General features: G+C 52.1%; 20 protein-coding genes. 17 read left to right on the top strand and 3 right to left on the bottom strand.

Annotated elements, in window-relative coordinates; genetic code table 11:
* Nucleotides 1-16 precede the first annotated feature (16 nt).
* From argB to hemB, 11 genes are all read left to right on the top strand, one after another.
* The gene (gene argB, locus GZ59_RS00990) at nt 17-790 is read left to right on the top strand and encodes an acetylglutamate kinase (RefSeq protein ID WP_011091832.1); all 774 of its coding nucleotides are present in this window, start codon (nt 17-19) and stop codon (nt 788-790) included.
* Nucleotides 791-851: 61 nt separating this feature from the next.
* Nucleotides 852-2,225 carry an argininosuccinate lyase gene (gene argH, locus GZ59_RS00995; RefSeq protein WP_039294630.1) on the top strand — a complete coding sequence of 458 codons (1,374 nt, stop codon included), beginning with the start codon at nt 852-854 and terminating at the stop codon, nt 2,223-2,225.
* Between the two features lie 234 nt (nt 2,226-2,459).
* Complete coding sequence (gene rmuC, locus GZ59_RS01000; protein ID WP_039289488.1) at nt 2,460-3,989, top strand: DNA recombination protein RmuC; 1,530 nt, start codon at nt 2,460-2,462, stop codon at nt 3,987-3,989.
* Between the two features lie 168 nt (nt 3,990-4,157).
* Entirely contained in the window at nt 4,158-4,913 is a 756-nt protein-coding gene (ubiE, locus tag GZ59_RS01005; protein ID WP_011091835.1) for a bifunctional demethylmenaquinone methyltransferase/2-methoxy-6-polyprenyl-1,4-benzoquinol methylase UbiE, read from the top strand.
* A gap of 12 nt (nt 4,914-4,925) precedes the next feature.
* Nucleotides 4,926-5,549, top strand: a complete 624-nt coding sequence (ubiJ, locus tag GZ59_RS01010) for a ubiquinone biosynthesis protein UbiJ (RefSeq protein WP_039289491.1) — start codon at nt 4,926-4,928, stop codon at nt 5,547-5,549.
* Entirely contained in the window at nt 5,546-7,186 is a 1,641-nt protein-coding gene (gene ubiB, locus GZ59_RS01015) for a ubiquinone biosynthesis regulatory protein kinase UbiB (protein ID WP_011091837.1), read from the top strand. Before ubiJ ends, ubiB begins: the two co-directional genes overlap by 4 nt.
* An 82-nt stretch (nt 7,187-7,268) precedes the next feature.
* The gene (tatA, locus tag GZ59_RS01020) at nt 7,269-7,529 is read left to right on the top strand and encodes a Sec-independent protein translocase subunit TatA (protein ID WP_011091838.1); all 261 of its coding nucleotides are present in this window, start codon (nt 7,269-7,271) and stop codon (nt 7,527-7,529) included.
* A gap of 3 nt (nt 7,530-7,532) precedes the next feature.
* On the top strand, nt 7,533-8,126 hold the full coding sequence (tatB, locus tag GZ59_RS01025) for a Sec-independent protein translocase protein TatB (RefSeq protein WP_039289495.1): 594 nt from the start codon (nt 7,533-7,535) through the stop codon (nt 8,124-8,126).
* A 3-nt stretch (nt 8,127-8,129) separates the two neighbouring features.
* A complete protein-coding gene (gene tatC / locus GZ59_RS01030; RefSeq protein ID WP_039289497.1) occupies nt 8,130-8,885 on the top strand; it encodes a Sec-independent protein translocase subunit TatC in 756 nt (251 codons plus the stop codon).
* 79 nt (nt 8,886-8,964) lie between these two features.
* Nucleotides 8,965-9,747: a 3'-5' ssDNA/RNA exonuclease TatD gene (gene tatD / locus GZ59_RS01035; RefSeq protein ID WP_039289501.1), complete on the top strand. Its 783-nt coding sequence runs from the start codon at nt 8,965-8,967 to the stop codon at nt 9,745-9,747.
* Nucleotides 9,748-9,764: 17 nt separating this feature from the next.
* A complete protein-coding gene (gene hemB, locus GZ59_RS01040) occupies nt 9,765-10,787 on the top strand; it encodes a porphobilinogen synthase (RefSeq protein ID WP_039289503.1) in 1,023 nt (340 codons plus the stop codon).
* Between the two features lie 61 nt (nt 10,788-10,848).
* On the opposite strand, the gene rfaH is transcribed toward hemB, so the two are convergent.
* Complete coding sequence (rfaH, locus tag GZ59_RS01045) at nt 10,849-11,337, bottom strand: transcription/translation regulatory transformer protein RfaH (RefSeq protein ID WP_011091843.1); 489 nt, start codon at nt 11,335-11,337, stop codon at nt 10,849-10,851.
* A 200-nt stretch (nt 11,338-11,537) separates the two neighbouring features.
* On the opposite strand from rfaH, the gene ubiD reads away from it, so the two are divergent.
* Both ubiD and fre read left to right on the top strand, forming a co-directional pair.
* Nucleotides 11,538-13,034: a 4-hydroxy-3-polyprenylbenzoate decarboxylase gene (ubiD, locus tag GZ59_RS01050; protein ID WP_039289505.1), complete on the top strand. Its 1,497-nt coding sequence runs from the start codon at nt 11,538-11,540 to the stop codon at nt 13,032-13,034.
* 49 nt (nt 13,035-13,083) lie between these two features.
* On the top strand, nt 13,084-13,785 hold the full coding sequence (gene fre / locus GZ59_RS01055; RefSeq protein ID WP_039289508.1) for an NAD(P)H-flavin reductase: 702 nt from the start codon (nt 13,084-13,086) through the stop codon (nt 13,783-13,785).
* Nucleotides 13,786-13,878: 93 nt separating this feature from the next.
* On the opposite strand, the gene fadA is transcribed toward fre, so the two are convergent.
* Together fadA and fadB are read right to left on the bottom strand one after the other, a co-directional pair.
* Nucleotides 13,879-15,042, bottom strand: coding sequence for an acetyl-CoA C-acyltransferase FadA (gene fadA, locus GZ59_RS01060; protein ID WP_039289511.1), 1,164 nt, complete (start codon nt 15,040-15,042; stop codon nt 13,879-13,881).
* A gap of 11 nt (nt 15,043-15,053) precedes the next feature.
* Nucleotides 15,054-17,243 (bottom strand): fatty acid oxidation complex subunit alpha FadB, encoded by a 2,190-nt coding sequence (gene fadB, locus GZ59_RS01065; protein WP_039289515.1) that lies wholly within the window; start codon nt 17,241-17,243, stop codon nt 15,054-15,056.
* 185 nt (nt 17,244-17,428) lie between these two features.
* Here fadB and pepQ point away from each other — a divergent pair, with 185 nt between their 5' ends.
* Genes pepQ through hemG form a run of 4 tightly spaced genes read left to right on the top strand, consistent with a single transcriptional unit; the run spans nt 17,429 to nt 21,427 of the window.
* Nucleotides 17,429-18,760: a Xaa-Pro dipeptidase gene (gene pepQ, locus GZ59_RS01070; protein WP_039289518.1), complete on the top strand. Its 1,332-nt coding sequence runs from the start codon at nt 17,429-17,431 to the stop codon at nt 18,758-18,760.
* On the top strand, nt 18,760-19,371 hold the full coding sequence (locus tag GZ59_RS01075) for an IMPACT family protein (protein WP_039289522.1): 612 nt from the start codon (nt 18,760-18,762) through the stop codon (nt 19,369-19,371). Before pepQ ends, GZ59_RS01075 begins: the two co-directional genes overlap by 1 nt.
* Before the next feature lie 43 nt (nt 19,372-19,414).
* On the top strand, nt 19,415-20,866 hold the full coding sequence (gene trkH / locus GZ59_RS01080; RefSeq protein ID WP_010298674.1) for a Trk system potassium transporter TrkH: 1,452 nt from the start codon (nt 19,415-19,417) through the stop codon (nt 20,864-20,866).
* Between the two features lie 21 nt (nt 20,867-20,887).
* A complete protein-coding gene (gene hemG / locus GZ59_RS01085) occupies nt 20,888-21,427 on the top strand; it encodes a menaquinone-dependent protoporphyrinogen IX dehydrogenase (RefSeq protein ID WP_039289525.1) in 540 nt (179 codons plus the stop codon).
* The last annotated feature ends 215 nt before the right edge of the window (nt 21,428-21,642 follow it).

Consider the following 21,642-nt stretch of genomic DNA (forward strand, 5'->3'; position numbering starts at 1 on the left):
CGAGGCACGAAGCATAATGAATCCGTTAATTATCAAGTTAGGTGGCGTTTTACTGGATAGCGAAGAAGCGCTGGAGCGCCTGTTCACAGCACTGGTGGCTTACCGTCAGGAACATCAGCGTCCGTTGGTGATTGTGCACGGCGGTGGCTGTCTGGTGGATGAACTGATGAAGAAACTGTCGCTGCCTGTCGTGAAGAAAAACGGCCTGCGCGTCACGCCTGCCGATCAGATCGACATCATTACCGGTGCGCTGGCGGGTTCAGCCAACAAGACGCTGCTGTCATGGGCGAAGAAGCATGATATCAACGCTGTGGGTTTGTGCCTGGGCGATGGTGACAGCACGACGGTAACGCAGTTAGATGAATCTCTGGGTTTTGTGGGTAAAGCGGAAGCAGGATCGCCAGCGCTGCTGAACACGCTGCTTTCTGCGGGCTATCTGCCTGTCGTCAGCTCCATCGGTATTACGGCGCAGGGTGACCTGATGAACGTCAACGCCGATCAGGCGGCAACGGCGCTGGCGCAAACGCTGGGCGCGGATTTAATCCTGCTGTCTGATGTTAGTGGCATTCTGGACGGTAAAGGCCAGCGTATTGCCGAAATGACGGCGGAGAAAGCCGAGCAACTGATTGCTCAGGGCATCATCACCGACGGCATGATTGTTAAGGTTAACGCTGCGCTGGATGCCGCTCGTGCGCTGGGCCGTCCGGTTGATATCGCCAGCTGGCGTCATGCCGAGCAACTGCCCGCGCTGTTCAGCGGTGTGGCTATCGGCACGCGTATTCTGGCGTAAGTCGTTTCTGGGTATGGCATGATGCGATACCAACATGAATTACATTCTGGGAGTAATGGTTATGGCTTTGTGGGGCGGTCGGTTTAGTCAGGCAGCAGATCAGCGTTTTAAACAATTTAATGACTCACTGCGGTTTGATTACCGTCTGGCGGAACAGGACATCGTTGGCTCGATTGGCTGGTCGAAAGCGTTGGTGACGGTCAATGTGCTCAGCGAGCAGGAACAGCAACAACTGGAACAGGCGCTGGATGCGCTGCTGGTTGAGGTACAAGCCGATCCTGAGATGATCCTGCAAAGCGATGCAGAAGACATTCACAGCTGGGTTGAGCTGCGCCTGATTGAGAAAGTCGGCGATTTAGGTAAGAAATTGCATACCGGTCGCAGCCGTAACGATCAGGTCGCAACTGACCTGAAACTGTGGTGCAAGGCACAGATTGCAGAGCTGCTGCTGTCGGTACGCCAGCTGCGTCAGGCGCTGGTCACGACGGCAGAAGCCAATCAGGATGCCGTAATGCCGGGTTACACCCACTTGCAGCGCGCGCAGCCAGTGACGTTTGCACACTGGTGTCTGGCTTATCATGAAATGTTAACTCGTGATGAAAGTCGTCTGGAAGATACGCTGAAGCGTCTGGATGTCAGCCCGCTGGGCTGCGGGGCGCTGGCAGGAACGGCTTATCCGATTGACCGTGAGCAGTTAGCAGACTGGCTGGGCTTTGCCTCTGCTACGCGCAACAGTCTGGACACGGTTTCCGATCGCGATCATGTGCTGGAACTGCTGTCCAACGCCTCAATTGGCATGGTTCACCTGTCGCGCTTTGCTGAAGATCTGATCTTCTTCAATAGCGGTGAAGCCGCGTTCGTCGAGCTGTCTGACCGTGTGACATCCGGTTCCTCCCTGATGCCGCAGAAGAAAAACCCGGATGCGCTGGAGCTGATTCGCGGTAAATGCGGTCGCGTACAGGGTGCATTGACCGGCATGATGATGACGCTGAAAGGCTTGCCGCTGGCGTATAACAAAGACATGCAGGAAGATAAAGAAGGGCTGTTTGATGCGCTGGATACCTGGCACGACTGCCTGATGATGGCGGGTCTGGTGCTGGAAGGCATTCAGGTTAAACGTCCGCGCTGTAAAGAAGCCGCTGAGCAAGGCTACGCAAACTCTACAGAGCTGGCAGACTATCTGGTCGCGAAAGGCGTCCCGTTCCGTGAAGCGCACCACATCGTGGGTGAAGCGGTGGTTGAAGCCATTCGTCAGGGCAAAGCGTTGGAAGCACTGCCGCTGACCGATTTGCAAAAATTCAGTGCGGTGATTGGCAATGACGTATACCCGATTCTTGCGTTGCAATCCTGTCTGGATAAGCGTGCTGCACAAGGTGGCGTATCACCGCAGCAGGTCGCTAAAGCGATTAGCGATGCGAAACAGCGCTTAGCCTAAGCATTACTAGAATAGGTCTACGCTATACCTTAAGTTCCCTCAACGTTGGTGCTTCGCGTTGGGGGATTTCTTTGTTATCGCTCTGATTCTTCTGCAAATTATCGTCTGTTGATACTCATATGGAATGCGGCTCGCATTTTTCGGCTCAACCGACTCCCCTCCTGAATTGTTTCTGGACATCCATACAGTATCATTTTACCTTGACCGACAGCGTGAAAGGCCTGCGGAGGTAAAGTGGATATCAGCATATTTTATGGTCTAGGCGGTGGTGCGGTGGGTCTGCTGATCGGGTGGTTAATTGCTAGTCTGATTCATCAGCAGAAGCTGTCGCAGCATAATACTGAACAGCGGTTGCTGGCGCAGACATTGCAGCAGACTCAACAGTCACTCAGTGAACAGCAGCAGGCAAAGCAGCAGGATGAACAACGACTGCGGCAAAACGAGCTGGAACTGCGCACGGTTCACGCTCAACTCTCTGCCAGCCATGAAAAGCTGCAACAACTTGGCGAACTCCGCACTGAATGCGTGCAGCTAAATCAGGAACTGCGGACGTTGCGTGAAATCAATAGTGCGCAGGAAGCCGAACTGCGGGAAGTCACTATTCGGCTGGAAGAAACCCGTATGGCAGCGGAAGAGAAGCAGCGGCTGCTGGCAAGCAGCGAACAGCGGTTGACGACACAGTTTGAGAATCTGGCGAACCGCATTTTCGAACACAGTGGCCGCAAGGTGGATGAACAAAATAAACAGAGTCTGGATAAGCTGCTGATGCCGTTGCGTGACCAGCTTGATGGGTTTCGTCGCCAGGTGCAGGACAGTTTTGGCGCGGAAGCGCGCGAGCGTCACACGTTGGCACATGAGATCCGCAATCTGCAACAGCTGAACGCGCAGATGGCACACGAGGCCATCAACCTGACGAAAGCGCTGAAAGGCGACAATAAGACGCAGGGTAACTGGGGCGAAGTGGTGTTAAGCCGTGTGCTGGAAGCCTCCGGTCTGCGTGAAGGCTATGAATATCAAACACAGGTCAGCGTGCAAACGGGGACAAATAGCCGTTTGCAACCCGATGTCATCGTGCGTTTACCGCAGGGTAAAGATGTTGTGATCGATGCCAAGATGTCGCTGGTGGCCTACGAGCGCTATTTCAATAGTGACGATGACGTAGAACGTAGTGCGGCGCTGAACGAACATTTACTCTCGGTTCGCAGCCATATTCGGCAGTTGAGCAGCAAAGATTACCAACAGCTTCCGGGGCTGCGTTCTCTGGACTACGTACTGATGTTTATTCCCGTCGAACCCGCTTTTCTGGTCGCTATCGATCGCCAGCCCGAGTTGATCAACGAGGCGCTAAAGAACAATATTATGCTGGTCAGCCCGACCACGCTGCTGGTGGCATTACGTACTATCAACAATTTATGGCGCTATGAACAACAGAGTCGCAATGCACAGCAGATCGCCGAAAAAGCCTCACGGCTGTACGATAAGCTGCGGTTGTTTGTGGATGACATGGAGGCGCTGGGGCAGAGTCTGGATAAAGCACAGGGCACTTATCGTCAGGCGATGAATAAACTTTCGTCTGGGCGTGGTAACCTTATTGGCCAAGCTGAGGGATTTCGCGCGCTGGGTGTAGAAATTAAACGCACGATCAGCCCGTCATTGGCAGAAAAAGCAATGGCCCATGAGCACACTGAACACGATGAATTACTGGGTTCTATAGCACCTGAAACTGCCTCCCCAACCGTAAAAACGGAGGGTGAAGGAGCGTAGCCAACGCACAAGCAGTTTGAAGTCTGACGGATATAAATAGGTATGGATTTCGCGGGCTTGGCACCCATGCTATGCGAAATTAGTGCAGTGGGGTTTTTATACGGGTCTGGTACACTCTCATCATTAATGGGTAGACCCGAAATTTGACTGAAATAGTAGGCGGATAAGATGGCAAGTGAGCAGGAGAAAACGGCCGACTTTGGTTTTCGGACTGTCGCCAAGGATGAAAAAGAAGTCATGGTGGCTGAGGTTTTTCATTCTGTAGCGGCAAAGTATGACCTGATGAATGACCTGATGTCTTTTGGTATTCACCGTATCTGGAAGCGTTTCACTATCGAGTGCAGTGGAGTCAGGCGTAATCAGCGCGTTCTGGATCTTGCTGGAGGAACAGGGGATTTGACTGCCAAGTTCTCCCGTATGGTTGGTGAGGGCGGTGAAGTCATTCTGGCGGATATCAACGCATCCATGTTGAAGGTGGGCCGCGAGAAACTGCGTAACAAAGGCATTATCGACAATATCAACTACGTGCAGGCCAATGCAGAAGCGCTGCCGTTCCCTGATGATTTCTTCGACTGCATTACTATTTCCTTTGGTCTGCGCAACGTGACGGACAAAAACAAAGCGCTGCGCTCCATGTACCGTGTTCTGAAGCCCGGTGGTCGGTTGCTGGTGTTGGAGTTTTCCAAACCGGTGATTAAACAGCTGAGCACTATTTACGATGCGTATTCATTTCATATCCTGCCGAGGATTGGCGAAGCGGTGGCAAGCGATGCCGGAAGCTATCGCTATCTTGCTGAATCCATCCGCATGCACCCCGATCAGGAAACGCTGAAAGGGATGATGAGCGACGCTGGTTTTGACAGTGTTAACTATTTCAACCTCACCGGTGGAATCGTTGCGCTGCATCGTGGGTTTAAATTCTGATTGGAAACGCCAATGCTGATAACGTCTTTTCTGACAGCCACGCTGGAAACCGCGCTGAATCAGCTGCTTTTTCACGACGCTTTTTCTTGTGATCGAAGCATGAAATCTGCCCGTCAGCGCTTACAGGGAAAAACACTCCAGATCGAGCTGGCTGAACTGGATGTCCCCTTGGTGCTGGTGTTTAACGAACAGCGGCTGGATGTTGTTAGCCAGTGGGACGAGTTGGCTGATTGCCGTCTGAAAACACGCGTTCCGGTTCTGATGAAATTACGCGATCGTCAACAGCTATCGTCGCTGATGCGCAGCGGCGAACTGATCATTGAAGGCGATATTCAAGTCGTTCAACAGTTCATCGTGCTGTGTGATCTGGCGGAGTGCGATCCGGCTGAATGGTTATCCCCTTATCTGGGCGATATTGTTGCTCAGGGGCTTAGCCAGACGGCACAGAAAACACTGAGTTTCCTGAGACGGTCATTACATCAGCAGCAACATTTCCTTTCCGAGACGTTAACGGAAGAGTGGCGATTGGCACCGGGAAAACTGGAGAATGCCTGGTTCCATGAGGAAATTGTTGCGCTGGATAAATCCGTCGATACGTTGTCCGAACGGCTGGCGAAATTGGAGGCTTTACGATGACGCCCAGCGAATTACGCCGCCTCTACAGCATTGTGCGTGTACTGTTGAGCTACGGTCTGGACGAACTCATTCCTAAGATGCGTCTGACGTTTCCGCTGCGTGTGGGGCGTCGCCTGCTATTTTGGTTACCTAATCGCCACCGCAACATGCCTTTAGGGGAACGTCTGCGTTTAGCGCTTCAGGAATTGGGGCCAGTGTGGATTAAGTTTGGGCAAATGATGTCGACGCGCCGCGATCTGTTCCCGCCCGCTATCGCCGATCAACTGGCGATGTTGCAGGATAAGGTTGAGCCATTTGATGGCAAACTGGCGCGTGAGCAGATTGAGTTGGCGATGGAGGGTATCCCTCTTGAAGAGTGGTTTGATGATTTTGACATCAAACCGTTGGCCTCGGCCTCGATTGCACAGGTTCATACCGCCCGTCTGAAAAGTACGGGAAAAGAAATCGTTATCAAGGTGATCCGCCCGGATATTCTGCCAGTCATCAAGGCAGATATGCGCTTGATGAAACGTCTGGCTGGCTGGTTGCCCCGCCTGTTGCCGGATGGTCGCCGCTTGCGTCCGCGCGAAGTGGTGATGGAATACGAAAAAACGTTACTTGATGAGCTGAACTTGCTGCGAGAAGCGGCAAATGCCATCCAACTACGGCGTAATTTTGAGAATAGCCCGATGCTGTATGTGCCGGAAATTTATTCTGATTATTGCAGAGAAAGTATGTTGGTAATGGAACGTATCTACGGTATTCCTGTTTCTGATGTCGACGCGCTGAAAGCCAATGGCACGGATATGAAGTTACTGGCAGAACGCGGCGTTCAGGTTTTCTTCACGCAGGTATTTCGCGACAGTTTCTTCCACGCGGATATGCATCCCGGCAATATCTTTATTAGTTACGATCACCCGGAAGACCCGCAATACATCGGGATTGATTGTGGTATCGTCGGTTCGTTGAATAAAGAAGATAAGCGCTATCTGGCCGAGAATTTTATCGCCTTCTTCAACCGTGATTATCGCAAAGTCGCCGAACTGCATGTGGATTCGGGCTGGGTGCCTCCAGACACCAATGTTGCAGATTTTGAGTTTGCTATTCGTACGGTCTGTGAGCCGATTTTTGAGAAGCCGTTAGCGGAAATTTCGTTCGGCCATGTATTATTGAATTTGTTTAATACGGCGCGTCGCTTCAATATGGAAGTACAGCCTCAACTGGTGTTGCTGCAAAAAACGTTGCTGTATATTGAAGGTGTTGGTCGGCAGCTTTATCCGCAGCTCGACCTGTGGAAAACGGCTAAGCCGTTTCTGGAGAGCTGGCTGAAGCAACAGGTCGGTTTACCTGCGGTTTTTCGTGCGCTCAAAGAAAAGGCACCGTTCTGGGCTGAGAAATTACCGGAAATCCCTGAACTTTTTTATGACGGACTTCGTCAGCATAAGATGTTAAAACAAAGCGTCGATAAGCTGGCATATGAGCTGAGAACGCAGCAGGCACGTCAAGGACAGTCACGATATCTTTTGGGTATTGGCGCAACGCTGCTAATCGGTGGTACGTTGTTACTGATCAGTCGTGTTGAAGCCGATATGGTTCCCACAGGGTTGATCGCGGCAGGAATTGTCGCTTGGATTATCGGTTGGCGTCGAACTCGTTGAAGCAGATCATGATGCACGTCAGAATTACCCGATACAATAACGAGAATTCTGTCGTTCCCCTTTTTGAAAAGAGGTAAATGTTATGGGTGGTATTAGTCTTTGGAACCTGTTGATTATCGCAGTTATCGTCATCTTGCTGTTCGGAACCAACAAGCTGAGAACGCTGGGTTCTGATCTGGGTGCATCCATCAAGGGCTTTAAAAAAGCGATGGGTGACGATCAGCCGTCCACGAATGCAGACAAAGCGCAGCCAGATGCTGATTTCTCTACTAAATCTATCGCTGACAACCAATCAGACGCCAAGCAGGGCGACACGAAGAGCCAGCATAAAGAGCAGGTGTAATCTGTGTTCGATATCGGTTTTGGTGAATTGCTATTGGTGATGGTTCTCGGCCTGATAGTCCTTGGGCCTGAGCGTTTGCCTGTTGCAGTCAGAACGGTTGCAAGCTGGATCAGGACGCTGCGTTCACTGGCGTCTACGGTTCAGAATGAACTGTCTCAGGAGCTGAAACTCCAGGAGTTTCAGGAAAGCCTGAAGAAAGTCGAAAAAGCCAGTTTGCAGAATCTGTCGCCTGAGTTGAAAGCCTCAATGGATGAACTTAAAGATGCGGCAGAAGCGATGAAACGTGGCTATACCGAGATACCGTCACCGCAAAAATCAGACGATCCCAAAAAATCAGGTGATCATAGTGCGACGGTGGAACCGCAGAGCAATATCCCGTTAAACGATCCTGAAGCGGCCTACGATGGGGTGATTGAAGCGGAAACCGCAGTACGTCCGGCAGACAGCCAGCAGGAGCCTGAGAACGCTGCTGTTGCTGAGAATCACAATGATGGCCGCCACGCCACAAGTGATGAAGCTGTCGGTAACAATAATGTCAAACCTGAGCAGTCACAGCCTTCTGCTGCTTCTGCCCGCCAACCGAGCGATAGTCGTTAGTTTATGGCCGATGAAGATACTCAACCGCTAATTAGCCACCTGATTGAGCTACGTAAGCGGCTACTGAACAGCATTATCTGTGTGTTGGCGGTATTTGTTGTACTGGTGTACTTTGCCAATGACATTTACCAAGTGGTTTCTGCCCCGCTCATCAAGCAATTGCCTGCGGGCGCCAGCATGATCGCGACCGATGTCGCCTCGCCTTTCTTTACGCCGATAAAGCTGACGATGATTGTCTCAGTGTTTGTCGCCGCGCCTTTGGTGCTGTATCAGGTGTGGGCGTTTGTGGCTCCTGCTCTGTATAAACACGAACGTCGCTTAATGATGCCGTTGCTGGTATCCAGCAGCCTGCTGTTTTATTCGGGTATGGCGTTCGCGTACTTTGTGGTATTCCCGCTGGCATTTGGCTTTTTTGCGAAAACCGCGCCCGTCGGCGTGTTGATTGCGACCGACATCAATAACTACCTCGATTTCGTTATGGCGCTGTTCATGGCATTCGGGATATCGTTTGAAGTGCCGGTTGCCATTGTGCTGCTCTGCTGGAGCGGTGTGGTGACGCCAGAAGATCTGAAGAAAAAGCGGCCTTATATTTTGGTGGGTGCATTCGTTGTCGGGATGCTGCTGACGCCGCCGGATGTTTTCTCACAGACGCTACTGGCGATTCCGATGTACCTGCTGTTTGAAATCGGTGTGTTCTTCGCGCGGTTTTATGTTGGCAAAGGCCGACGACGGACTGAAACTGAAGAGCCATCGCAGTAACTCACGGTTTCCTGCGGCAGGACGGTAAAATGACCTCTCTTTGAGAGGTCTTATTTTTTTATTCGCCAGAGTGAGAGTCATGTTTGATATCGGTGTCAATCTAACCAGTTCCCAGTTTGAAAAAGATAGGGGGCAGGTCGTCATCCGAGCAAAGCTAGCGGGTGTCAGTGGCATCTTAATCACGGGAACTAACGCCCAGGAAAGTCATCAGGCAATGCTGCTGGCGCAAGCCTATCCCGATTACTGTTGGTCAACGGCGGGTGTCCATCCGCATGATGCTAGCCAATGGAATGACGCTATTGCCGAACAGCTTCACCAAATGGCAAACGCTGCCTGTGTAGTCTCCATTGGTGAATGCGGATTGGATTTCAACCGTAACTTTTCTACCCCAGAAGAGCAGGAACAGGCATTCAGTGCACAGTTAGCGATAGCGGCTGAGCTGTCCATACCGGTCTTCCTTCACTGTCGTGATGCACATCCCCGCTTTATTTCCCTGCTTACGCCATGGTTGAGCCAGTTACCTGCTGCAGTGGTTCACTGCTTTACCGGCAATCGCCATGAATTGGATGAGTGTCTGGCGGCGGGACTGATGATTGGCATCACTGGCTGGGTTTGCGATGAGCGTCGTGGGCTTGAGCTACGCGCCTTATTGCCACATATTCCTGCCGATCGGCTGTTGGTGGAAACCGACGCACCTTATCTGTTACCCCGGGGTTTACGCCCTAAACCGGCATCCCGTCGTAACGAACCCTGTTATCTGCCTCATATTATTCGCCAGATTGCGGAGTGGCGTGGAGAAGATGCCACATGGCTGGGACAGACAACAGATGAAAATGCCCGCCGGGTTTTCCGGCTGGCCTGATTCAGGAGAATAATGACATGAGCAATGCTTTTCCCGGCACGTTCCCCGGCCGACGTATGCGCCGTATTCGCCGCCATGATTTCAGCCGCCGCCTTGTTGCTGAAAATCAACTGACGGTGAATGATTTGATTTATCCCGTTTTTGTGATGGAAGGGACAAATCATCGTCAGGAAGTTCCCTCAATGCCGGGGGTATACCGGATGACTATCGACGTGCTTCTGAAAGAAGCCGAAGAGATCGCTAAGCTCGGCGTTCCGGTACTGTCGCTGTTCCCCGTTATTGAAGCGGATAAGAAATCACTCTATGCCGAAGAAGCCTATAACTCGGATGGCCTTGTTCCTCGTACGATCCGCGCGCTGAAAGGTGCCGTCCCAGAGCTGGGTTTGCTGACGGATGTGGCGCTCGATCCCTATACCACGCACGGTCAAGACGGGATTATTGATGAAGATGGCTATGTGATTAATGACGTCACCAAGGAGATTTTGGTGCGTCAGGCGCTGTCTCACGCTGAAGCCGGAGCAGAAATTATTGCGCCTAGCGATATGATGGATGGCCGTATCGGCGCTATTCGTGACACCCTGGAAGCACAAAACCTGATCAATACGCAGATCATGGCGTATTCGGCTAAGTATGTATCGTGCTATTACGGGCCTTTCCGTGATGCCGTGGGCTCAGCAAGTAATCTGAAAGGCGGCAACAAGAAAACCTACCAGATGGACCCGGCCAACAGCGATGAAGCCTTGCAGGAAATTGCGCAGGATTTGCAGGAAGGCGCGGACATGGTGATGGTCAAACCGGGGATGCCATATCTGGACGTGGTTCGTCGCGTCAAGGATACGTTCGGTGTGCCGACGTTTGCTTATCAGGTATCTGGCGAGTATGCGATGCACATGGCGGCGATTCAGAACGGCTGGCTACAGGAACAACCGGTGGTCATGGAGTCTCTATTGTGCTTCAAACGCGCTGGCGCGGATGGTGTGCTGACCTACTTTGCCAAGCGTGTTGCACAGTGGCTACACGATCAACACATGCAACGCTAAGCGGGTTATTTATCCGGCGCGGTGTAAACGTGCCGGATGGAAATAGTCAGGAGCGTTAGGACTAGGCTTTGCGAAACTCGCGATTATCGATGCTCTGCCTGACCTGCTTGTTCAACATATTCAGCAACAACATCGAGCGGGCTTCGCCGTCAGGTTCGCTGTAGATAGCCTGAAGACCAGAGAAAATACCGTCGGTAATGACCACGCTATCGCCGGACTGTGGCGTCAGTGGATCAATGATTACCTGCATGGGGCGAAGTGACAGCTCATCGATAACCTGCTGCGGAATAGTCGCTGGCAGTGCGCCAAACCGCACAAAGTTACTCACCCCACGCGTTGCGCTGATGGTGGTAGTGTGGATGCGCTCGGGGTCGAACTCCACAAACAGGTAGTTCGGGAACAGCGGCTCACAGACTTCAGTTCGTTTACCGCGAACGATTTTATCCAGCGCGATCATCGGGCTCACGCAGGTTACCTCCTGACGTTCCAGGTGCTCTTTCGCTCGCAGCAGTTGACCACGTTTACAATATAGTAAGTACCAGGCTTCCATAATTTCGCAGACTTATGATTCCGACGGGCAAGCATAACAAAAGCAAGCACGGATAAAAAATTTTCGGCAGATATTTTTGTTACCACATTCTGGCGATCGAATTCTTGATGGTGATTAGATTCTTGCCATAAATAGGCGCTGTGGGAAGCGACAGGCTGGCGAAGAGACTTTATAATAGCCAGAACGATAGACTGCCTCCGATGAATAGCATGAAATACCGTGACTTACGCGAGTTCCTCTCGCTGCTGGAAGAGAGAGGGGAGTTGAAACGCATTACTCAGCCCATCGATCCCTACCTTGAAATGACGGAAATTGCCGACCGGACGCTGCGTGCCGAAGGCCCAGCCCTCCTGTTTGAGAACCCCAAAGGCTATGACATGCCGGTGCTGTGCAATTTATTTGGCACGCCGAAACGTGTTGCATTGGGAATGGGACAGGAAGAGGTCAGTGCATTGCGAGATGTGGGCAAACTGCTGGCGTTTTTGAAAGAGCCAGAGCCACCTAAAGGGTTCCGCGATCTGGTAGATAAAATGCCGAAGTTCCGTCAGGTGCTGAATATGCCGACGAAACGGCTGTCTTCGGCACCGTGTCAGGAGCAGATCTGGCAGGGTGATGATGTTGACCTGCGTCGGATTCCGGTGATGCAGTGCTGGCCAGAAGATGCCGCGCCGCTCATCACCTGGGGGCTCACCGTGACGCGCGGGCCGCACAAAGAGCGACAGAATCTGGGGATCTATCGCCAGCAGGTGCTAGGCAAAAACAAACTGATCATGCGTTGGCTATCTCATCGCGGCGGCGCACTGGATTTCCAGGAATGGTGTCAGGAAAATCCGGGGCAGCGTTTCCCCGTGGCTGTTGCGCTAGGGGCTGACCCTGCGACGATTCTCGGTGCAGTGACGCCCGTGCCCGACACGCTGTCGGAATATGCCTTTGCGGGTTTACTGCGTGGGCATAAGACGGAAGTTGTGAAGTGCCTGTCGAGCGATTTGGAAGTTCCCGCCAGTGCGGAAATTGTTCTTGAAGGCTATATTGAACCCGGAGAAATGGCGGCTGAAGGGCCTTATGGCGACCATACCGGCTATTACAATGAAGTCGATCACTTTCCGGTCTTTACCGTCACGCATATCACGCAACGCCAGAATGCCATTTATCACTCGACTTATACGGGGCGGCCACCGGATGAACCCGCCGTGCTGGGCGTGGCGTTGAACGAAGTTTTCGTGCCGATCCTGCAAAAGCAGTTTCCTGAGATTGTCGATTTTTATTTGCCACCGGAGGGTTGCTCTTACCGTCTGGCGGTCGTTACCATGAAGAAACAGTACGCTGGCCATGCCAAACGCGTCATGATGGGCGTCTGGTCTTTTTTACGCCAGTTCATGTATACGAAATTTGTTATTGTCTGCGATGATGACATTAACGCGCGCGACTGGAAGGACGTGATATGGGCGATTACGACGCGCATGGATCCGGCACGCGATACGGTATTAGTGGAAAATACACCGATAGACTATCTTGATTTCGCCTCACCGGTTTCTGGTCTGGGCTCCAAAATGGGTCTGGACGCCACCAATAAATGGCCTGGTGAAACTCAGCGTGAGTGGGGACACCCCATCAAGAAAGATCCGCAGGTTTGTGCCCGCATTGATGAAATATGGGACGAATTGGCCATTTTTAGTGACAGAGAGCCCCGGCGTTAACGGCTGCCCTGTTCTCAGTTTTGCTTTTATGACCCTATAGAGGGAATGCATGACAACATTGAGCTGTAAAGTGACTTCGGTAGAAGCCATAACCGATACGGTCTATCGCGTTCGTTTATTACCTGAAGCGCCTTTTTCCTTTCGGGCCGGTCAGTATTTGATGGTAGTCATGGGCGATCGGGATAAACGTCCTTTCTCACTGGCATCAACCCCGATGGATAAAAACTTTATCGAGTTACACATTGGGGCGTCCGAACTGAATCTTTACGCGATGGCGGTGATGGAACGCATTCACAAGGAAAAAACCCTGACGGTCGACATCCCGCATGGCGAAGCCTGGCTGCGTGAAGAGAGTACGCGTCCACTGGTGTTGATTGCCGGTGGAACTGGATTTTCGTACGTGCGCTCTATTCTGCTGACCGCGCTTGCACAGCAACCCGATCGCGATATCTCCATTTACTGGGGCGGACGTGAATCCCAGCATCTGTATGATTTAACAGAGCTTGAGGGTTTTGCAGCCAAGCACGCTAATCTGAGAGTAGTGCCTGTTGTCGAACAGCCAGAAGAAGGATGGGATGGCAGAACGGGTACCGTTCTGAGCGCGGTCCTGCAGGATTATGGCTCACTGGCAGAGCAGGATATTTATATTGCCGGGCGTTTTGAAATGGCGAAAATTGCGCGTGAGCGTTTTTGTAACGAGCGCGGTGCGTTGGTAGCTCACATGTTCAGCGATGCGTTTTCGTTTATTTAAAGCCGTCGGCGACAGTAAGAAATAAACAGTAAAAATCCCACAGTTGTGGGATTTTTTGTTTCTACAGGAGTTGCTTGCAGAGATTGTCTACGCTCAGGGGCGTTCAAATACCGTCGCAATACCTTGTCCTAAGCCGATGCACATCGTCGCTACTCCAAACTGAGCGTCGCGGCTTTCCATCAGATTAATCAATGTGGTGGAGATGCGTGCCCCCGAACAGCCGAGTGGGTGGCCCAGCGCGATGGCCCCGCCGTTGAGATTGACCTTTTCATCGAGCTGTTCCAATAGACCCAGATCTTTAATGCAGGGTAGCGTTTGGGCGGCGAATGCCTCATTCAGTTCAAAGATGCCGATATCGGCCAGACTCAAGCCTGCTCGTTTCAGCGCTAGTTTAGTGGCTGGGACAGGACCATAGCCCATAATTGAGGGATCGCAGCCCACCACGGCCATCGCCCGAATGCGGGCCCGCACTGGTAAGCTTAATGATGCTGCGCGGGATTCGCTCATGATCAACATGGCCGATGCGCCATCGGATAGAGCAGAGGATGACCCAGCTGTCACCGTGCCGTTAACCGGATCGAATGCCGGTTTGAGAGCGGCAAGACTATCGACGGTGGTTTCTGGGCGAATCACTTCATCATAATCGAAGCGCTGCAGCGCACCGTCTGCATCATGGCCTGACGTGGAGACGATTTCATGGCGAAATGCGCCAGATTGGGTGGCGTGATAGGCCCGTTGGTGCGAGCGGGCGGCGAATTGATCCTGCATCTCACGGCTAATATTGTGCATACGCGCGAGCATTTCGGCCGTCAGCCCCATCATTCCTGCGGCTTTAGCTATAGTGCGGCTCAGTCCCGGATGAAAATCGACGCCATGATTCATCGGCACATGTCCCATATGCTCAACGCCGCCGATTAAACAGACATTCGCGTCGCCAACCATAATCGCACGGGCGGCATCGTGGAGCGCCTGCATAGAAGAACCACAGAGTCTGTTAACTGTCGTTGCGGGTACGCTCACCGGGATTTCAGCTAACAAAGCGGCGTTACGGGCCACGTTGAAACCTTGCTCCAGTGTCTGCTGTACACATCCCCAATAGATATCGTCGATCTCACGGGCATCTAACGCTGTGTTACGGCTCAATAGGCTACGCATCAGGTGTGCGGATAGGTCTTCGGCTCTCACCTGACGGAAGGCTCCACCTTTGGATCGCCCCATCGGCGTGCGTACGGCATCAACAATCACTACCTTTTCCATATTTCCTGTCCTCATGCCGGTTGACCGTGGGAAACGTCCGCGTGTGGCGCGACCGATGGGTAATAGCCTTCATTGCTTCTGGCTTTTTGTTGTAAGCCGTCAGGCACTTGATAGATGGCGCTGAGGTGCGCCAGCTGTTGCGCCATCTCGACATAACGTTCGCTGCCCAACGTATCCAGATAGCGGCAGGCTCCGCCGTGGAAGGGAGGAAAACCTAACCCATATACCAGTGCCATGTCCGCTTCGGCAGGACTGGCGACAATACCTTCTTCCAGACAGCGCGCAACTTCATTAATCATTGGGATCATCATCCGAGCGATAATCTCTTCTGCGCTGAACGTTTTTTTCGGTTGGCTGATGTCTTTAAGGAGCGTATCTACGGCTTCATCCTGTTCTTTGCGCAGTTTCCCTTTGCTATCCGTTTGATAACGGTAGAAACCCTGACCATTTTTCTGCCCAAAGCGCTGATGCTCAAACAACACGTCAATCGCATCGCGATAGTCTTTCGCCATCCGCTGTGGAAAACCTTCCGCCATCACCGCTTGGGCATGGTGAGCGGTATCAATGCCGACAACGTCCAGCAGATAGGCTGGACCCATCGGCCAGCCGAATTTCTTCTCCATGACGTTATCGATCTCGCGGAAATCGGCACCGTCTCTGAGCAGTATGCTGAATGCTGCAAAGTAGGGGAACAGGACGCGATTTACGAAGAATCCTGGGCAATCGTTCACAACAATCGGCGTCTTGCCCATCTTGCTGGCGTAAGCCACCACGCTGGCGATGGTACTGTCACTGGTTTTAGGGCCGCGAATAATTTCGACCAGCGGCATGCGGTGTACCGGGTTGAAGAAGTGCATACCGCAGAAATTTTGCGGTCGTTTTAACGATGCAGCCAGCACAGCAATTGGAATCGTTGAGGTATTAGAAGCCAGAATCGTATTCTCGCTAACGTGCAATTCGGTTTCCGCTAATACGCTGGCTTTGATTTTCGGGTTCTCTACGACGGCTTCAACTACGATATCGGTACGTTCGAACCCGGCGTAATCCAGCGTCGGGTGAATGTTTGCCAAAATCGTCGCCATTTTCATTCCGTCCAGTTTGCCTCGTTCCATCTGTTTATTCAGGAGCTTAGCTGCCTCGTTCATCCCCAGCGCGAGTGGCTTCTCGTTGATATCCTTCATCCGAATTGGCACGCCTTTGAACGCGGATTGATAGGCAATTCCGCCGCCCATAATGCCCGCACCCAGCACGGCGGCCTGCTTTGGTACGGATGTTTCGCCAATCAGCTTCTTCGCTTTTCCTTTAACATATTGACCGTTGAGGAAAATGCCGACGAGGGCGCGAGCTTCATTTGAACGCGCCAGTTGAACGAAGTGCTGCGTTTCGAGCTGCAATGCCTCATCACGTGTCATGGTTGCGGCGGCTTCGATGGTTTTTACCGCTAACATCGGCGCTGGATAATGTTTCCCAGCGGTTTGTAGCACCATCGCTTTGGCGGTGGTAAAGCTCATCATGGCTTCAATTTTATTGAGCTTCAGCGCCTCAAGTTTCGGGCGTCGGTAACCCAGCCAGTCCAGCTCGCCATTTATGGCCTGCTTTAGCATCTTGATGGCGGCGGGAATCAGTTTTTCATTAGCGACAACAGCCTGCACCAGCCCCACTTTTAAAGCATCGGCTGCGCTGACGTCTTTACCTGCGGCGATAATCTCCAGCGCGCTGTCTGCACCTAACAGACGCGGTAGCCTGACTGTGCCGCCAAAGCCCGGCATGATTCCGAGTTTAGTCTCAGGCAACCCGATTCGTGCATCTGGCGTTGCTAAGCGAAAATCGGTCGCCAGCACGCATTCACATCCGCCTCCCAGCGCATAGCTATTAATCGCGGACAGCGTGGGAACGGGTAAATCCTCAAGACGGTTGAAAATGCTGTTGGCGAAGACAAGCCACTCATGCAGCTTTTCGGCCGGCGCGGCAAAAAGAGAAAGGAATTCCGTGATATCGGCACCGACAATAAATGCAGCTTTGTCTGATCGCAGCAGTAAGCCCTTCAGGTTCGGCTGTTCCGCCAGAACGTCCAGCGCCTTACCCAGGCTGGCAACCGTGCGGGTATCTAGCGTGTTTACAGAGCCAGGGGCAGAAAATACCAGCTCGGCAATGCCGTCCTCAAGCCAGTTAAGGTAGAGGGATTCACCTTGATAAAGCATGTTCATCTCCGCTGTTTGTGTGAGTGATCTGGTATGACCAGATAATCGAATTGTGGTTATAATGTTAATTTTTTGCAAACGGGAGATTAATTTTTTGCCGAATTGATCACAAAGCATGGGACGCTGCCCTTGGGTGATGCCTGTGTTAAAATGGAGGGATCAAGTCGTGACGTACAAGGATACTCATGGAAAAGCTGGCTTCTTTATATCATCACCATCTGGCTACGCTGCAAACGCGTGCTCAGGCGGTTTTAGTGCGCCATAAGCTTGACGCATTACTGATTCATTCTGGTGAGCTGTTGACCGTTTTTCTGGACGATCACGACTATCCTTTTAAAGTTAACCCGCAGTTTAAAGCTTGGGTGCCGGTCACGCAGGTGCCGAACTGCTGGCTATGGATTGATGGCGTTAATCCGCCGAAGCTGTGGTTCTATTCGCCGGTTGATTACTGGCATAGCGTTGCTCCGGTGCCCGAGAGCTTCTGGACCGCAGGGGTTGAGATTGCCGTGCTGCGCAATGCCGATGATATCGGGCAACTGCTTCCAGCACAGCGTGAGCGCGTTGCCTATATCGGCTATGCACCACAACGTGCACAGGGTTTGGGAATTCGGGCGGACAATATCAATCCTCAGGGCGTGTTAGATTATCTGCACTATCATCGCGCTTACAAAACAGACTACGAGCTGGCCTGCATGCGTGAAGCACAGAAGACGGCGGTTATCGGTCATCGTGCAGCGCATGAAGCGTTTCTTTCTGGCATGAGCGAGTTCGATATTAATTTGGCGTATCTGACGGCCACTGGCCATCGGGATATCGATGTGCCTTACGGCAATATCATTGCGCTCAATGAACATGCGGCAGTGTTGCACTATACCCAGTTAGATCATCAGGTGCCTTCCGATGTCCGCAGCTTTCTGATTGATGCAGGTGCTGAATATAACGGATATGCCGCTGACCTCACGCGAACCTACTCGGCACAGAGCGATGGGGCTTTTGCTCAACTGATTAAAGATCTCAATCAGGAAATGCTCGCGTTGATTGATACCATGCAGGCGGGAGTACGTTATACCGATTACCACATTCAGATGCATCAGCGGATTGCGAAGCTGCTGAAATCACATCAGTTGGTTCGGGATATCAGCGAAGAAGCCATGGTAGAGCAGGGGCTGACGTCGCCTTTCCTGCCGCACGGCCTTGGTCACCCGCTGGGCTTGCAGGTGCATGACGTCGCTGGGTTTATGCAAGACGATCGCGGTACACATCTGGCAGCACCGACGCAGCATCCTTACCTACGTTGTACCCGTGTGCTCGAACCTGGCATGGTCATGACGATCGAACCGGGCATCTACTTCATCGAATCCTTGCTCGCTCCGTGGCGCGAGGGTGCATGTAGTCAACACTTTGACTGGCAAAAAATCGATGCGCTGAAACCGTTTGGTGGTATTCGTATCGAGGATAATATTGTCATTCATGAAGGGCGCGTGGAAAACATGACGCGCGACCTGAATCTGGCCTGATGCACGCGTATCCCATTCTTACTGCGCCCGTGAGCTTCAGTGAGGAAATCAAGAAAAGCCGCTTTGCTACGATCCTGGCGGCAACGCCGGGAATCGACGCGGCAAAAGCGTTTATCCAGCACGTCAGAGAGGAACATGCCTCGGCGGGGCACCACTGCTGGGCGTTTGTTGCAGGAGCGCCTGACGATTCTCAACAGCTTGGTTTTTCTGACGATGGTGAGCCGTCCGGCACGGCGGGTAAACCGATGCTGTCGCAATTGATGGGAAGCGGTATCGGTGAGATTACGGCTGTGGTAGTGCGTTACTATGGAGGAATCCCGCTAGGGACTGGCGGGTTAGTGAAGGCTTATGGCGGTGGCGTTCAGCAAGCGCTGAAGCAGATATCGCTGCAAGAGAAGGTCTTGCAAAAAGAGTATGGCTTACAATGTGACTATGCGCTGTTGCCCCAGGTGGAATCACTGATCTTTCAGCTTGGCGGAAAAGTGCTGCATAGCGAGTATGGCGTGGACGTCGTATTGCGGTTCTCTCTCCCTATCAGGGGAACCGAGGAAGCGGCAACGAAATTGCGTGATTTAAGTCGCGGTGCGTTGCATTTATTGCCGATTCCATAATAATCCCAGCGCTTTTTTATGAATCATTAAGGAATTCCCTGCGATGCACTTGCGCGCCATAACCCGTATTGTCGGCCAGTTGGTTATCCTTTTTTCCGGAACGATGGTTATTCCCGGCCTGGTGGCGTTAATTTACCGCGATGGCGCAGGCCGTGCGTTTACGCAGACATTTATTGTCGCGCTGGCAATTGGCATCATGCTGTGGCTACCAAACCGCAAGCAGAAGCATGAACTGAAATCTCGTGAAGGATTCCTAATCGTTGTCCTCTTCTGGACGGTACTGGGAAGCGTTGGGGCTCTGCCTTTCCTGTTTGCGGAACACCCTAATCTGGGCGTAACGGATGCTTTTTTCGAATCGTTCTCTGGGTTAACGACAACGGGAGCGACCACGCTGGTCGGGCTGGATTCATTGCCTAAAGCCATCCTGTTTTATCGACAAATGCTGCAATGGTTTGGTGGGATGGGGATCATCGTTCTCGCCGTTGCTATCCTACCGATTCTTGGCGTCGGTGGGATGCAGTTGTATCGCGCAGAGATGCCGGGGCCGCTGAAGGAAAACAAAATGCGCCCGCGTATTGCCGATACGGCGAAAACGCTGTGGCTGATTTATCTCTTACTTACTATTGCTTGTGCTGTTGCGCTTTGGCTGGCGGGAATGCCAGTATTTGATGCAATTGGGCACAGTTTCTCTACGGTGTCAGTCGGAGGTTTCTCTACCCACGATGCCAGTATCGGCTACTTCAACAGCCCAACGATTAACACCATCATCGCGATATTCTTGCTGATTTCCGGCTGTAACTTTGGTTTGCACTTTGCCCTGCTGAGCGGCCGCAGCCTGAAGGTATACTGGCGTGACCCAGAATTTCGCATGTTCATTTTTGTTCAACTGTCGCTGGTGGCCGTGTGTACGATTGTCCTGTGGTTCCACCATGTTTATGACAGCGGTATGCAGACGATCAACCAGGCATTCTTCCAGGTTGTCTCTATGGCGACAACGGCAGGGTTTACGACGGATAGCATTGCATCGTGGCCACTTTTTCTGCCGGTTTTGCTTCTGTGTTCCGCGTTTATTGGCGGATGTGCGGGGTCAACTGGCGGCGGCTTGAAAGTGATTCGTATCCTGCTACTTTTCCTGCAAGGGTCGCGTGAGCTCAAGCGTTTAGTGCATCCGAATGCAGTTTACACAATTAAGTTGGGCCACCGAGCGTTACCGGAGCGCATTCTTGAAGCTGTATGGGGATTCTTTTCCGCGTATGCACTGGTTTTTATTGTCAGCATGCTGGCCGTCATTGCGACAGGCGTTGATGATTTCTCCGCGTTTGCTGCGGTCGCTGCCACATTGAATAATCTGGGGCCGGGGCTGGGTGTTGTCGCTGAGAATTTTACGTCGATGAATGATACGGCGAAATGGATTCTGATACTGACAATGCTGTTTGGTCGTTTGGAAGTCTTCACGCTTTTAGTGCTGTTTACGCCAACCTTCTGGCGGGAATAGTACCAATAAGGATAAAGAACAATGAAAGCTTTGATCGTGTTTTCGAGTCGGGATGGGCAAACAAGAGCGATTGCCTCCTATATTGCGAATACGCTGAAAGGAACGCTGGAGTGTGATGTTGTTAACGTACTCAATGCGAATGATATCGATCTGGGCCAATACGATCAGGTGCTTATTGGGGCGTCGATTCGGTACGGGCGCTTTCATCCAGCGGTAAATCAATTTATCCATAAGCATCTGGCTTCTCTGCGACAACTGCCTAGCGCATTCTTCTCAGTTAACCTCACCGCACGTAAACCAGAAAAGCGCACAATACAAACCAATGCCTATACGCGTAAGTTCCTGCTGAATTCCCCTTGGCAGCCGGATTTGTGCTGTGTGTTCGCGGGTGCTTTGCGTTATCCGCGTTATCGTTGGTTTGATCGGGTAATGATTCAGCTAATTATGCGTATGACGGGCGGCGAAACGGATAGCAGTAAAGAAGTTGAATATACGGACTGGCAGCAGGTTGCCCGTTTTGCACAGGATTTCGCGCAATTAGCGGCGAAAAATCCGGCATAACGCTGTCTTTTACTGCGCTTTGCTGAAGAAATCTCCACTCGATAATTATTTTGCATTTAGCGCTTGTCAGCGGGCGAGAAGTCCCTATAATGCGCATCCACTGACACGGCAACAGCGACACGCGGTTGTGGTGACAGAGAAAAGATTCAACGAAGGCAGTCAGTAATGACTTGACTTCACAGCGGAAAAGCATAATATATGCGGCCCGCGCCACG

The sequence above is a fragment of the Pectobacterium atrosepticum genome (assembly GCF_000740965.1).
Taxonomy (GTDB): Bacteria; Pseudomonadota; Gammaproteobacteria; order Enterobacterales; family Enterobacteriaceae; genus Pectobacterium; species Pectobacterium atrosepticum.

Bases quoted from the DNA above. Each gene is read 5' to 3' on its own strand.
- rfaH (WP_011091843.1), bottom strand. From the start codon at position 11,337: ATGGAAGCCTGGTACTTACTATATTGTAAACGTGGTCAACTGCTGCGA.
- fre (WP_039289508.1), top strand. From the start codon at position 13,084: ATGACAACATTGAGCTGTAAAGTGACTTCGGTAGAAGCCATAACCGAT.
- ubiB (WP_011091837.1), top strand. From the start codon at position 5,546: ATGACGCCCAGCGAATTACGCCGCCTCTACAGCATTGTGCGTGTACTG.
- tatC (WP_039289497.1), top strand. From the start codon at position 8,130: ATGGCCGATGAAGATACTCAACCGCTAATTAGCCACCTGATTGAGCTA.
- tatA (WP_011091838.1), top strand. From the start codon at position 7,269: ATGGGTGGTATTAGTCTTTGGAACCTGTTGATTATCGCAGTTATCGTC.
- ubiE (WP_011091835.1), top strand. From the start codon at position 4,158: ATGGCAAGTGAGCAGGAGAAAACGGCCGACTTTGGTTTTCGGACTGTC.
- trkH (WP_010298674.1), top strand. From the start codon at position 19,415: ATGCACTTGCGCGCCATAACCCGTATTGTCGGCCAGTTGGTTATCCTT.
- tatD (WP_039289501.1), top strand. From the start codon at position 8,965: ATGTTTGATATCGGTGTCAATCTAACCAGTTCCCAGTTTGAAAAAGAT.
- fadA (WP_039289511.1), bottom strand. From the start codon at position 15,042: ATGGAAAAGGTAGTGATTGTTGATGCCGTACGCACGCCGATGGGGCGA.
- ubiJ (WP_039289491.1), top strand. From the start codon at position 4,926: ATGCTGATAACGTCTTTTCTGACAGCCACGCTGGAAACCGCGCTGAAT.
- argH (WP_039294630.1), top strand. From the start codon at position 852: ATGGCTTTGTGGGGCGGTCGGTTTAGTCAGGCAGCAGATCAGCGTTTT.
- GZ59_RS01075 (WP_039289522.1), top strand. From the start codon at position 18,760: ATGCACGCGTATCCCATTCTTACTGCGCCCGTGAGCTTCAGTGAGGAA.
- fadB (WP_039289515.1), bottom strand. From the start codon at position 17,243: ATGCTTTATCAAGGTGAATCCCTCTACCTTAACTGGCTTGAGGACGGC.
- hemG (WP_039289525.1), top strand. From the start codon at position 20,888: ATGAAAGCTTTGATCGTGTTTTCGAGTCGGGATGGGCAAACAAGAGCG.
- ubiD (WP_039289505.1), top strand. From the start codon at position 11,538: ATGAATAGCATGAAATACCGTGACTTACGCGAGTTCCTCTCGCTGCTG.
- hemB (WP_039289503.1), top strand. From the start codon at position 9,765: ATGAGCAATGCTTTTCCCGGCACGTTCCCCGGCCGACGTATGCGCCGT.
- argB (WP_011091832.1), top strand. From the start codon at position 17: ATGAATCCGTTAATTATCAAGTTAGGTGGCGTTTTACTGGATAGCGAA.
- pepQ (WP_039289518.1), top strand. From the start codon at position 17,429: ATGGAAAAGCTGGCTTCTTTATATCATCACCATCTGGCTACGCTGCAA.